Raw genomic sequence first — 12,473 nt, 5'->3', positions numbered from 1 at the left:
CAGCCCGATACGCCGCACGGCTACTTGGGAAAACAATGGCAGACAAAACAAAAAGAGGTATGAGGCTATGTCGTACTCCAAGTCGATTCAAAAGATTCTTTGCGCTGGAGCCTTGGTATGGGCTGCAGCCGCTACCGGGCACGGTAACGTGACGCCACAGCCAGTTGATACGGGTGACCTGCCGGATCTGGGCCGTGAAGCTCTGAACGAAAACCCGTTTCGCGACGGAAATGAGCTAAGCAAATTGAATGCAGAAGCCGTTGAAGTTGGTATGAGTGCTTACGCCGGAAATTGCGCCGGCTGTCACGGCATTGAGGCCCAATCCGGTGGTTTAACCCCGGATTTGCGTGAGCTCACAGAATGGGACGATGAGTACTTTATCGGGCGGGTAATGAACGGAACCGACCGGGGCATGCCGTCGTTTAAAAGCAATCTCGGGCAAACAGCCATTTGGTCCATACGGACCTATGTGGAATCGGTATCCGGGCAGTAACAGCTTTCGCATAAGTACTCGAGATCCTGACCTGGAGGTGAGGTATGAGGCGATATTGGCTATGTGCTTTTACTCTGTTTGCGAGCGCTTCCTGGGCAGATCTTCCGTCTGACCCGTTGGGCTCGCCGTTATGGGCCTACAACATTGAGCGATACCTCGGGCAAGAGGTAACGGTTGTAGTGGACGAGCGAGTGGGCTTGTCGGTTCCTGATTTCGCTGAAGACAGTACGCAGGTTCCATTGGCCGTGAACTTGCGTGAGTTTCCACACAAGGTGAATAAGGTAGTGACATGGGTGGATATGAATCCCGTTCCCCACCTGTTCACGGCTAATAGTACAGACGGTCAGCTCAAGCTGGTGTCCCTTAACTTTCGGGTGCAGCAGGCCAGCAGTGTTCGAGCAGCTGTGCTGGATGAACAGGGTGTTTGGCACATTGACAGCGGCTATGTGGATGCAGCTGGCGGCGGCTGTACGGCACCCCGGGAAGTGTTAAGCAATTCAGACTGGGAGAGTGAGTTCGGCACCCTGAAATCCGGCTTGTTCTCTGATCGCGGGAATACGCGCATCAAGGCCAGTCTGTTGCATCCCATGGACTCCGGAATGGTCGGGAATGTACCGGCCTTTTTTGTAGGCGATGTTGAAGTTCGGAATGAGTCCTCGGATAACCTGCTGCTGACAATGACCCTGGCCGAGTCTGCCGCTGAAAACCCGATGTTTGTTTTTGAATTCGAAGGCGGAATTCCTCACCTGTCTATCCACATGAAGGATAACAACGGCTACCAATTTGAAGGTGCCATTGGGGAGGCATCGCCATGAGCCGCCTCCGATCCCACAATAGAAATATCGCCTGGCTGGTTGCAGTTCTGTTTTGGGCGTTGGCCTTTTCGTCGGGCACCGGTGCAAGTGGTAAGTCCTATAGCCTGGAAGCAACTCCCGTTGCGGAAGGTGTTTGGGTGGTTGTCGGAAGTACAGACAACTTCTCGAAAGCCAATGGCGGCAACATTCTAAATACCGGCTTTATTGAAACAGGTGAGGGCGTTGTTGTTATCGATACGGGGCCTTCCCGCAGGTATGGGGAAGAGTTCCGTGCATTGATTGAGAGTCACACCAGTGAGCCAATCGTGAAAGTGCTGATCACCCATCATCACCCGGATCACGCCTTTGGCAGCCAGGCCTTTGAGCCGAACACACTTTACATGCTTGATGAATCGGCCAGCCTGCTTGAGCAGGACGGTGAAGCTTTTTCAGACAACATGTATCGCATGATCGGCGACTGGATGCGTGGCACTGAGGTAACTGTGCCTATGAACAGAGTGCAGCCAGGCTTGCTCAGTCTGGGGAATCGGCAGCTACGTTTGATTGCGATGCAGGGGCATACCGGCGCAGATCTGGTTGTGCTGGATGAAACCTCCGGGGCGCTGTTTGCTTCAGACATGGTGTTTTTCAACAGGGCATTAACCACACCTCAAACACCAGGGGTAGCCTTATGGCGCTCCGAAATACGTCAGCTTGCGCAGCTGCCGTTCTCCCTTGTGGTGCCAGGTCACGGGCCGGTGATTCGAGATGACCGGGCATTTCTCCAAATGATTGATTATTTGACCTGGCTGGATGATGTTCTGGCTGGATCTGCTGCGCGGGGTTTAAGCGCTTCAGAGGTGATTGATACCGCGATTCCTGAGCGCTTTTCAGAGGTGGAAGGAGCGAGATACGAGCTGGTTCGTACCGTAAGCCACCTGTATGCAGATTACGAAAAGCGTGCTCTGAACAGGCATTAGTACTAAGGGAGTAGTTATTCGCCCCGAACGACTCATTTTGTTAGCCCTTCTGGGAACTTAGATTAGATACGTAAGCGCAAAAACAGCGTTGTTCAGAAAAAACACAACAAGAGGTTCAAACCATGATCTACGCACAACCAGGACAAGAAGGCTCCGTTGTTTCTTTTAAATCACGCTACGGAAATTATATTGGCGGTGAGTGGGTTGCCCCGGTTAAAGGGCAGTATTTTGAGAACACTACGCCGGTTACTGGCGATGTGATTTGCGAAGTTCCGCGCTCAACTGCCGAAGATATTGATCTGGCGCTTGATGCTGCCCACAAAGCTGCACCAGCTTGGGGTAAAACCTCTGCAGCAGAGCGCTCTAATATTCTTTTGAAAATTGCAGATCGCATTGAAGCCAATCTCGAAAAACTGGCAGTTGCGGAAACCTGGGATAACGGCAAAGCCGTTCGTGAAACCCTGAATGCGGATATTCCACTGGCGGCTGACCACTTCCGTTATTTTGCCGGCTGCATCCGGGCTCAAGAAGGGCACATGGGTGAAATCGACCAAAATACCGTGGCTTATCATTTTCATGAGCCTCTGGGTGTTGTGGGCCAGATCATTCCCTGGAACTTCCCGATTTTGATGGCAGCCTGGAAGTTAGGACCTTGTCTTGCTGCAGGCAACTGCACCGTGCTCAAGCCAGCAGAGCAAACGCCAGCGAGCATCCTGGTGCTGATGGAAATCATCGGCGATCTGTTGCCACCGGGTGTGCTAAATATCGTTAATGGCTACGGTATTGAGGCCGGGCAGGCTCTGGCTACCAGCACGCGCATTGCCAAGATAGCGTTCACCGGATCAACTCCGGTTGGCTCCCACATTCTGAAGTGTGCTGCCGAGAACATCATTCCCTCAACGGTTGAGCTTGGCGGTAAGTCTCCCAACATCTACTTCTCGGATGTAATGAATGCGGAGCCTGAGTTTGTCGACAAGTGTGTTGAAGGTCTGGTTCTGGCTTTCTTCAACCAGGGTGAAATCTGCACCTGTCCATCGCGTGCTCTGGTTCAGGAAGACATGTATGAAGAGTTCATGCAGAAGGTTGTGGAGCGGACCAAGGCGATCAAGCGCGGTAACCCTCTGGATACTGACGTGCAGGTTGGTGCGCAAGCAAGTAAAGAGCAGTTCGACAAAATCATGTCTTACCTTGAGATAGGCAAGCAGGAAGGCGCTGTCGTTCTCACAGGCGGTGATCGTGAGAACATGGAAGGCGAGTTCAATAACGGATTCTACATTCAGCCCACTCTTTTCAAGGGTGATAACAGCATGCGGGTGTTCCAGGAAGAAATCTTTGGCCCGGTTGTGGGTGTTACAACCTTCAAAACCGAAGAAGAAGCCTTGGCGATTGCCAACGACACAGAATTTGGCCTGGGTGCCGGCGTTTGGACACGGGATACTAACCGGGCCTACCGCATGGGCCGCAGCATTCAAGCCGGTCGGGTGTGGATGAACTGCTACCACGCTTACCCTGCCCATGCTGCTTTTGGTGGCTACAAGAAATCCGGTATTGGCCGTGAAACCCACAAGTTGGCTCTGGATCACTACCAGCAAACCAAGTGCATGCTGACCAGCTACGACGCTAACCCGTTGGGCTTTTTTTAACATGTAAGTGAATGAGTCGCCCCTTGCTGCTGCGAGGGGCGGCAGTAGTTGCTCCAATGTTTTCGCTGAAGATATTCACTGTTGTGTCCTGCTCTTTTGGCCCTTTAGAGGGCCCTTTTTTTGCGCCATTTCCCAAAGTAGTCCACCGTTTCCGGAAACCTGATTTCAGACATACCTGCCTACAACTTATGGCCTTACCAAAACAGTTCGAAAGTACCATATAGGCGCTCTGAATCTCTCTTTAGGATTGGTTTCAGGGTGTTGGCAATACTGCTGATCCACCCTTAATGCACAAACAATCATGACAAAAGAGGTGAGCATTATGTGGACCAAACCTGCCTATGAAGATCTGCGTATCGGTTTCGAAGTGACCATGTACTTCGCCAACCGCTGAGGCATAAAACGGCCAGAGCATTACCTCTGGCCGTTTTACGTACGGAGCTTCTGCTTATGTATATTCACGTTCTTGGTTCAGCCGCTGGAGGGGGATTCCCGCAGTGGAATTGCAACTGTGCTAACTGCCACGGGTTCCGCAAAGGCACCCTTAATGCCACTGCAAGAACCCAGTCATCCATTGCAGTCAGCGAAGATGGTGAACGATGGATTCTGTTCAATGCATCACCTGATATTCGTGCGCAATTGGGCTCTTGGGATGCCTCGCAACCGGCTCGAACACTCCGGGATACCGGCATCAACGCCATTGTGCTGATCGATAGCCAGGTTGACCACACTACGGGGCTGCTGACCTTGAGAGAAGGGCTTCCATTGGATGTATGGTGCACCGCTCAGGTTAAAGGGGATTTGAGCACCGGGTTTCCGCTTTTCCCAATGTTGGAACACTGGAACGGCGGGATGAACTGGCGTGAAGTGCCCGCTAACGAATCTTCTGTGTTCACTATCCCCTGTGCGCCCTCATTAAACCTGACTGCCATTCCTTTGTTAAGCAACGCGCCACCCTATTCCCCGCGCAGGGGTAACCCTCATCCCGGCGACAATATCGGCATTTTTATTGAGGACACACGTACCGGGGAGAGCTTTTTGTACGCGCCGGGTTTGGGGCGTATGGATTCCCGAATCCTGTCGTGGATGCGAAAAGCTGACTTGCTCATGGTTGATGGAACTGTGTGGCACGACGATGAAATGATTCGCCAGGCAGTGGGCACCAAAACAGGTCAGGATATGGGACACCTGGCCCAGAGTGGCCCCGGTGGCATGATAGAGGTTCTCGATACCATGCCAGCCAAACGCAAGATTCTGATCCACATAAATAATACCAATCCCATTCTGGATGAGGATTCCCCAGAGCGTGCAGAGCTAAGGAGTCACGGCATCGAAGTGGCGTGGGATGGTATGGAGATTGAGTGGGAGGGTGCGCCATGAACAGAGTAGCTTTCGAATGGTCGCTGCGGGATAAAGGTAGGTTTTATCATATTCACCACCCCTATCATAAGGCCATGTACAGCGGGCAGTGCACACCTGAACAGATTCGGGGTTGGGTCGCCAACCGATACTACTACCAGATAATGATTCCGAGAAAAGATGCGGCCATTATGGCCAACTGCCCGGATGCAGGCGTTCGTCAGCAATGGTTGCAGCGGATTCTCGATCACGATGGCCACGACGGAGATTGTGGTGGTATTGAAGCCTGGTTATGCCTGGCGGAGGCCGTTGGGCTGAGCCGGGAAGAGGTGATTGACCAGCGGCACGTGTTACCGGGAGTCAGGTTTTCAGTGGATGCCTACCTTAACTTTGCCAGGCGGGCGACCTGGCAGGAGGCGGCGTGCTCCTCCCTGACCGAACTGTTTGCGCCGGAAATCCACCAGTCCCGGCTTGATAGCTGGCCGCAGCACTACCCCTGGATAGATGAGGGTGGCTACAGCTACTTCCGCAAGCGCCTGTCTGAGGCGCGGCGTGATGTTGAACACGGGCTGTGCATTACCCTGGATCACTTTACATTGCCAGACCAGCAGGCAAGGGCACTGGATATTCTTCAGTTCAAACTGGATATCCTCTGGACCATGCTCGACGCTCTCACCATGGCCTATAGCCATAACACGCCACCGTTTCATACCGTAACGGATAAGCAAATCTGGCACAGGGGGCTGTAATGGATATTTCCACAGATAACGTACTTCGCCTTCGGCGCGGGTTCAGGTTCCAATGGGAGCCTGCGCAACAGTGCCACGTGCTTCTTTATCCTGAAGGCATGGTGAAGCTGAACGAAAGTGCCGGAGCCATCCTTGGAGAAGTAGATGGAAAGCGCACCGTGACAGATATCGTTACTGCGCTGGAACAAACGTTCCCGGAAGCAGGTGCGCTGTCAAACGATGTCTGCCAGTTTCTGGAGCATGCCTGTAATCAGCATTGGTTGGAGGTCTCATGATGTCGCCTAACCCTGCTAAGAAGCACAATGCTCATCTGAATGTTGGTCCGCCCTTGTGGTTGCTGGCTGAACTTACGTATCGCTGCCCTCTGCAATGCCCATACTGCTCGAACCCACTTGATTTCGCACAGACAGAAAAGGAACTTACCACTGAGGAATGGGTTCAGGTATTGCGGCAGGGGCGTGAAATGGGCGCAGCGCAGCTGGGCTTTTCTGGTGGTGAACCCTTGGTGCGCACAGATCTGGAAGAGCTGATTGGAGAGGCTCGATCGTTGGGCTATTACACCAACCTCATCACCTCTGGCCTTGGCCTCACAGAAGCCAACGTGAACGCGTTTGCCCAGGCAGGTCTGGATCATATACAGGTGAGCTTTCAGGCATCAGACCCGGAACTGAATAACGCCATAGCGGGCTCACGCAAAGCCTTTGACCAGAAGTTGAAAATGGCGACTGCGATCAAGCAGGCGGGATACCCCATGGTGCTGAACTTTGTCATTCATCGCCACAACATTCATCAAATGAAAGACATCATGGCGCTGTGCCAGGGCCTGGATGCAGATTTTGTAGAGTTGGCGACCTGTCAGTATTACGGTTGGGCGCTTGAAAACCGTGAAGGGCTAATGCCATCCAAAGCCCAGCTGGTAAAAGCCGAGCATGAAGTAAACGATTACCGTGCAGAGCTTGAAGCATCGGGTTCTGCCATGAAGTTGATTTTCGTAACGCCGGATTACTACGAGGAACGCCCGAAGGCCTGCATGAATGGCTGGGGAAGCCTTTTTCTGACAGTGGCCCCGGATGGCACGGCGTTACCCTGCCACAGTGCACGGCTATTACCGATTGATTTTCCGAACGTAAAGGACACAGCCCTGAAATCGGTCTGGTATGACAGCCCCGGTTTCAATCACTACCGTGGTGATGCATGGATGCCGGAGCCTTGCCGATCCTGCGATGAAAAGGAAAAAGATTTTGGCGGATGTCGCTGTCAGGCCTACCTGCTAACGGGCAACGCAGATAACGCCGACCCGGTTTGCAGTAAGTCTTCTTACCATGACCGTATTCTGGCAGCGCGCAAAGCCGCCGACCATTCAGCGGTTGGTATAGCGGATTTGGTTTACCGCAACTCAGACAACTCCAGACTGTTTTTCAAGAGCTGACAAAAAGTGGCTAACAATGTGCCCCCTCCAGCCGCCAGTGAGGTATGCAGAAGCCTCACGCACCGCACCAATCTGGTGGCTTGTGAAATCGGGATCTTCTGGCTGCAGAATGAGCCTCACACAGGCATCAATCGGTTATGGCATATGAGCCATCAGAGCAATGCCACGCCTCAACTTTATAATGGCGACCTCGGCATCCGCAGCCGGGTGAACGGCTATGGTGGAGGTGCCATTGCGGCTTCATCTGCAGGCGTTTTTGTGGTGAGTGAAGACCAGACCCTCCATTTTATCCGTACCAGCGACGGACAGTGTTACACACTGACCGATGATAGGGCGGCTTATGGAGGACTTACCGTTGATCGGAAAGGAAACCGGGTTCTTGCTGTCCGGGAATGGAAAGATATTGACTCTGGGGTGAGCACCAGCCAACAAGCGCTGGTTGCAGTAACACTAACCGGTGAGCGTGAGATTCTGCACTGTGGCGAAGATTTTTACAGTGCGCCAGCGCTCTCGGATGATGGCCGCAACATTGCCTGGGTCAGTTGGCAGTTACCTGATATGCCTTGGGTAAGAACCAGACTGTGGACTGCGGATATCGGAAGCGACGGGCGCCTGGACAATTGCCAGGTCCACGATGCCTCCCATGAGGCTTCTATCCAACAGCCTGTTTTTATGGGGCAGTCCCTTTGGGTGATATCTGACCACGAGGGCTGGTGGCAACCCTGGCAGGTTGATTACTCTCAGGGTGGGGGAGGTTGGTCATCCGCGGGCGAAACACTGCAACTGGATCATGCAAACGCGCCATGGCAATTGAGTGAGTCTCACCACTGTGCACTGCCGGGCGCACACTGGGCTCGTGTGTGCTATCGAAATGGTACAGGCGAACTCTGGCTCTCAGGTAGTAACCATGGGTGTATCAGGGTAGCGGAGGCCTACAGCGATTTCCGCTCACTGTGCACCGCACAAGGCTATTTGTATGCCATTGCAAAATCTGCCTCGCATCTTGATGCAGTACTGAGAATAGACCCGGTTACCGGGTGTGTTTCGGTTCTGGCCGGAGGCGAGAAGGCGCTTCCTGGCTATGCGGTTTCCCTGCCACGCAGCTTTGAGGTTTCAGGTCTTAATGGGAGCGCCCAGTTTCCTCAGGGTTTTTACTACCCACCGACAAGTGATACAGCCAAAGCGCCTCCACTTATTTTGATAGCACATGGAGGCCCAACATCGGCGGCTTACCCGGTTTTCAACCCGCAGATTCAGTTTTGGTGCCATCGCGGCTTTGCCGTTGCGGAAGTGAATTATCGGGGTAGCACGGGGTTCGGTCGAGATTTCAGGCTTTCGTTGGCGGGTTGCTGGGGAGAAGCCGATGTCGATGATATGTCCCGCGCGGCTGCCAGGCTCGTTGCCGCTGGCATGGCCGACAAAGACAAAGTGTTTATCCAGGGGCGCAGTTCAGGAGGCTATACGGCGCTCATGGCCCTTTCAGAAAGCGACCGTTACGCCGCAGGGGCTAGCCTTTATGGCGTTACCGACCCGCTACAGCTTCGGCAAGCGACCCATCGATTCGAGTCGGGGTACTTGGACTGGTTATTGGGCGATCCTGGCCGGCATGGGCAGCGCTGGAAAGACCGAACGCCAAGATTACGGGCGACAGCAATAAACACACCGGTTATCTTTTTTCAGGGAGGCTTGGACAAGGTGGTTGTCCCCGAGCAGACCAGAAACATGGTTGAAGCCATGAGAGGAAATGGGCAGTCACCAGAGTTGCACTGGTTTGAGACAGAAGGCCACGGATTTATTCAGGAAAAGAGCCAGGTAAGAATGCTTGAGGCTCTGCATACGTTTTACCTCAAGCATAGCCAGGATCCGGTGAACCCTTGGTTAACATGAGTTAGACTCTCGTTCACTTCAATAAGAAAAAACATAATGTTGAGCGAGCCCTATGAGTCACGACATATCTGTTCTGAGAAAATTCGTTTCGCCTGAAATTGTGTTCGGCGCAGGGGCACGCAAGTCTGTTGCGAACTTTGCGAGCAATCTTGGGGCAAAGCACGTATTTCTTGTTTCAGATCCTGGTGTCGCGGGCGTTGGCTGGGTGGGTGAAATTGTCACCTTATTAACGGATGCAGGCTTGCGAACAACGGTATTCACCGGGGTGTCTGCCAACCCTCGAGTAGACGAGGTGATGGCCGGTGCCGAGCTTTATAAATCTTCTGACTGTGATGTCATCGTTGCCATCGGCGGCGGCAGCCCTATGGATTGCGCCAAGGGAATCGGGATTATTGCCAGCAACGGTGGGCATATTCTCGATTTTGAGGGCGTAGACACCATTTCTAACCCGCCTCCGCCGCTAATCCTTATTCCGACGACTGCCGGCACATCTGCTGATGTATCTCAGTTTGCCATCATTTCTGACCCTAACCGCCGCTTCAAATTTTCGATAATCAGCAAAGCCGTGGTGCCGGACGTGTCATTGATTGACCCGGAAGTCACTGAGACCATGAACGGCTACCTGACAGCCTGCACAGGTGTGGACGCACTGGTTCATGCGATTGAAGCATTTGTCTCAACGGGTAGCGGCCCTCTTACAGACTCCCATGCATTGGAAGCTATCCGGTTGATTAACCGCAACCTTGAGCCCTTGGTTGAGAACACAGCAGATCCGTTCCTGCGTGAGCAGATTATGCTGGCATCTATGCAGGCAGGGTTGGCTTTTTCCAACGCGATACTCGGCGCCGTTCATGCCATGTCTCACAGCCTGGGCGGCTTTCTCGATTTGCCCCACGGTCTTTGCAATGCGCTGCTGCTTGAACACGTGGTGGCCTACAACTATCGATCTGCGGAAGACAGATTCAAACGTGTCGCCGAGGCCATGGATATTGATACACGAGGAATGGGCAAACCGGAAATCCAGAAACAGCTGATGAATCGCATTATCCAGCTCAAACGCAAAGTTGGTCTGCATGAAAGCCTGGCTGATTTCGGTGTCAGCGTATCTGACATACCACAGCTTTCCGGATTTGCTCTACAGGACCCTTGCATACTAACCAACCCCCGCAAGTCATCGTTGAGAGATGTTCAGGTTGTTTATGAAGAAGCCCTCTGACGAGCAACCGCAAGCTGGCGGATACGGTATTGGGGAGTTGCTGGGGTTTGGCAGCCAATCCGTAAGAAAGAACTATTACCCCGCGCTTCAGGATCGCATTGAAGAACTTGAACAGGAGCGAAACCGGTATAAGTGGTTATTTGAAAACGCCTTGCACGGTGTGTTTCAAGGCAACTTGCGGGCAGGGTTCCTGGCCTGTAATCCGGCGATGGCAAAGATTTGTGGTTACGAAAACCCGGAGGATCTGCAGCAGCGAGTAATACGCCTCAGGGAACAGCTTTTCTGCAGCGCCAGTGAGTTCGACACCCTCCGGCAGGAGTTGCTTGACCACGGCAGCCTGAGTGCGCGGGAAACCCGGTTACGGCGAGCAGATTCAACCCCGGTGCATGTGGCAATTACCTTGCTTAGGCGGCCTGACTTGGGGCCGGAAGTAGTTGAAGCCTTTGTTGCCGACATCAGTGAGCGAGTACAGTCCCGCGAAAAACTTGTGCAGTTGAATGCAGACCTTGAACGCAGAGTGGATGAGCGCACGGCAGCCCTGCAGCAGGCCAATGATGGCTTGCACTATCAAATTGAGGAGCGGGAAAAGGCGGAGCGCGGACTGGTGGTTGCGGTAAAGGCTGCCCAGGATGCGAACCGTAGCAAAGACAAGTATCTGGCCGCGGCCAGTCATGATTTGCTACAGCCGTTGAATGCTGCCCGCCTTATGATCTCAGCGCTACAGGAAAGCCAGTTGCCTTCCGAAGAAAGTCGAATGGTTCAACAGGTTCACCGCGCCTTAGAAGGCGCGGAAGACTTGCTGGCAGACCTGCTGGACATATCAAAACTCGATCAGCAAGCCATGGTGCCTGACTGGGTTATGACGGATGTAGCAGCCCTGGTTGAAGGGTTGGGGGAAGAGTTCGAAGCAATTGCAGCGAATGCTGAGCTGGATTTCCGCATTCGTACGATACCAGCCATGGTTAAAACCGATCAGAGAATGCTGACCAGAGTCATAAGAAACCTGCTCAGCAACGCCTTTCGGTATACCCCGCAAGGCCGGATATTACTCGCACTGAGATCGAGACCGAATGCCCTGCGGATTGAGGTTTGGGATACCGGAGTGGGGATTGACGAAAGTAAGCTCGAAGAAATTTTCACTGAATTTCATCAGCTTTTGCCGCAGGGTACCGGTGGCCGGCAGGGCGCAGGGCTTGGGCTGGCCATAGTGGATCGGATGGTTCGAGTGCTCCAATGCAAAATGGATGTGGTGTCTCGCCCGGGGCGAGGTTCTCGATTTGCGCTAACACTTCCTATGGAGAAGAACAGTGAGCCGACAGTGCCGAAACCGGGAATTAATACAGCACAGATCTTCGCCAAAGGGTTTGCGGGAGCAAAAATACTGGTTATCGATAATGACCTTTCGGTGCTCGAGAGTATGAAACTTCTACTCGAGCGCTGGGATTGTTCTGTTATCACCGCACCCAGCGGCGAGGCTGCAATTGCATATCTTGAACAGACAAATGAGCAACCCGTGGCGATTTTGGCTGACTATCATCTGGACTATGGCCTCGTAGGCTCCGATGCAATCCATGCTATTCGAAAGATGCTGGGGCACCAGATACCCGCAGCTTTAATAACCGCCGATCACAGCGTTGAAACACGCCAGCAAATGCGTTCCCAAAACCTGCCTATTCTGAATAAGCCCGTGAAGCCTAATCGGTTGCGAGCATTAATCTCGAGTTTGATCGCATCGGTTTGATACAACAGCCTTCCCCGTCAGACAAAGAGTTCTATAGTGTCCAGTACAGCCGTGCGCTATCTCGCGATGCTCGGAATGGTGCCCCGGTATCCCAAAATCGATTACAACAACTGAGTTGGCAGTACGGGCCATTCATTGCGATATTCTGGAACCGCCATGGTTGCGAGAAGAAATTAGAGCTA

At 53.1% G+C, this 12,473-nt stretch carries 12 protein-coding genes; all 12 read left to right on the top strand.

Features of this window, described 5'->3' with window-relative positions:
- Nucleotides 1–67 precede the first annotated feature (67 nt).
- Nucleotides 68–493, top strand: coding sequence for a cytochrome c-550 PedF (pedF, locus tag AADB16_RS11595; protein ID WP_216008052.1), 426 nt, complete (start codon nucleotides 68–70; stop codon nucleotides 491–493).
- 44 nt (nucleotides 494–537) lie between these two features.
- Entirely contained in the window at nucleotides 538–1,308 is a 771-nt protein-coding gene (locus AADB16_RS11590) for a quinoprotein dehydrogenase-associated SoxYZ-like carrier (protein WP_309044462.1), read from the top strand.
- A complete protein-coding gene (locus AADB16_RS11585) occupies nucleotides 1,305–2,267 on the top strand; it encodes a quinoprotein relay system zinc metallohydrolase 1 (protein WP_410803430.1) in 963 nt (320 codons plus the stop codon). The genes AADB16_RS11590 and AADB16_RS11585 overlap by 4 nt, the downstream gene beginning before the upstream one ends.
- Nucleotides 2,268–2,389: 122 nt before the next feature.
- Nucleotides 2,390–3,910 (top strand): aldehyde dehydrogenase family protein, encoded by a 1,521-nt coding sequence (locus AADB16_RS11580; RefSeq protein WP_200364351.1) that lies wholly within the window; start codon nucleotides 2,390–2,392, stop codon nucleotides 3,908–3,910.
- A 322-nt stretch (nucleotides 3,911–4,232) separates the two neighbouring features.
- The gene (gene pqqA, locus AADB16_RS11575) at nucleotides 4,233–4,304 is read left to right on the top strand and encodes a pyrroloquinoline quinone precursor peptide PqqA (RefSeq protein ID WP_007153157.1); all 72 of its coding nucleotides are present in this window, start codon (nucleotides 4,233–4,235) and stop codon (nucleotides 4,302–4,304) included.
- A 56-nt stretch (nucleotides 4,305–4,360) separates the two neighbouring features.
- The gene (gene pqqB / locus AADB16_RS11570) at nucleotides 4,361–5,290 is read left to right on the top strand and encodes a pyrroloquinoline quinone biosynthesis protein PqqB (RefSeq protein WP_410803427.1); all 930 of its coding nucleotides are present in this window, start codon (nucleotides 4,361–4,363) and stop codon (nucleotides 5,288–5,290) included.
- Nucleotides 5,287–6,018, top strand: coding sequence for a pyrroloquinoline-quinone synthase PqqC (gene pqqC, locus AADB16_RS11565; protein ID WP_410803425.1), 732 nt, complete (start codon nucleotides 5,287–5,289; stop codon nucleotides 6,016–6,018). The genes pqqB and pqqC overlap by 4 nt, the downstream gene beginning before the upstream one ends.
- The gene (gene pqqD / locus AADB16_RS11560; RefSeq protein ID WP_410803423.1) at nucleotides 6,018–6,293 is read left to right on the top strand and encodes a pyrroloquinoline quinone biosynthesis peptide chaperone PqqD; all 276 of its coding nucleotides are present in this window, start codon (nucleotides 6,018–6,020) and stop codon (nucleotides 6,291–6,293) included. Before pqqC ends, pqqD begins: the two co-directional genes overlap by 1 nt.
- Nucleotides 6,293–7,447, top strand: coding sequence for a pyrroloquinoline quinone biosynthesis protein PqqE (gene pqqE, locus AADB16_RS11555; protein WP_410803646.1), 1,155 nt, complete (start codon nucleotides 6,293–6,295; stop codon nucleotides 7,445–7,447). Before pqqD ends, pqqE begins: the two co-directional genes overlap by 1 nt.
- Nucleotides 7,448–7,453: 6 nt before the next feature.
- Nucleotides 7,454–9,334, top strand: a complete 1,881-nt coding sequence (locus AADB16_RS11550; protein ID WP_410803421.1) for an alpha/beta hydrolase family protein — start codon at nucleotides 7,454–7,456, stop codon at nucleotides 9,332–9,334.
- A gap of 52 nt (nucleotides 9,335–9,386) precedes the next feature.
- Nucleotides 9,387–10,550, top strand: a complete 1,164-nt coding sequence (gene ercA, locus AADB16_RS11545; protein ID WP_309044470.1) for an alcohol dehydrogenase-like regulatory protein ErcA — start codon at nucleotides 9,387–9,389, stop codon at nucleotides 10,548–10,550.
- Nucleotides 10,534–12,291, top strand: a complete 1,758-nt coding sequence (locus AADB16_RS11540) for a NahK/ErcS family hybrid sensor histidine kinase/response regulator (RefSeq protein ID WP_410803419.1) — start codon at nucleotides 10,534–10,536, stop codon at nucleotides 12,289–12,291. The genes ercA and AADB16_RS11540 overlap by 17 nt, the downstream gene beginning before the upstream one ends.
- Nucleotides 12,292–12,473: the final 182 nt, after the last annotated feature.

The organism is Marinobacter sp. KMM 10035, from assembly GCF_046537445.1.
Taxonomy (GTDB): Bacteria; Pseudomonadota; Gammaproteobacteria; order Pseudomonadales; family Oleiphilaceae; genus Marinobacter; species Marinobacter sediminicola.
Note: the sequence above shows the minus strand (reverse complement) of the source record. Positions and strands in the feature narration are given on the sequence as shown.

What these genes read in the sequence shown, in the direction of transcription:
- pedF (WP_216008052.1), top strand. Translation starts at nt 68, where the DNA reads ATGTCGTACTCCAAGTCGATTCAAAAGATTCTTTGCGCTGGAGCCTTG.
- AADB16_RS11590 (WP_309044462.1), top strand. Translation starts at nt 538, where the DNA reads ATGAGGCGATATTGGCTATGTGCTTTTACTCTGTTTGCGAGCGCTTCC.
- AADB16_RS11585 (WP_410803430.1), top strand. Translation starts at nt 1,305, where the DNA reads ATGAGCCGCCTCCGATCCCACAATAGAAATATCGCCTGGCTGGTTGCA.
- AADB16_RS11580 (WP_200364351.1), top strand. Translation starts at nt 2,390, where the DNA reads ATGATCTACGCACAACCAGGACAAGAAGGCTCCGTTGTTTCTTTTAAA.
- pqqB (WP_410803427.1), top strand. Translation starts at nt 4,361, where the DNA reads ATGTATATTCACGTTCTTGGTTCAGCCGCTGGAGGGGGATTCCCGCAG.
- pqqC (WP_410803425.1), top strand. Translation starts at nt 5,287, where the DNA reads ATGAACAGAGTAGCTTTCGAATGGTCGCTGCGGGATAAAGGTAGGTTT.
- pqqD (WP_410803423.1), top strand. Translation starts at nt 6,018, where the DNA reads ATGGATATTTCCACAGATAACGTACTTCGCCTTCGGCGCGGGTTCAGG.
- pqqE (WP_410803646.1), top strand. Translation starts at nt 6,293, where the DNA reads ATGTCGCCTAACCCTGCTAAGAAGCACAATGCTCATCTGAATGTTGGT.
- ercA (WP_309044470.1), top strand. Translation starts at nt 9,387, where the DNA reads ATGAGTCACGACATATCTGTTCTGAGAAAATTCGTTTCGCCTGAAATT.
- AADB16_RS11540 (WP_410803419.1), top strand. Translation starts at nt 10,534, where the DNA reads ATGAAGAAGCCCTCTGACGAGCAACCGCAAGCTGGCGGATACGGTATT.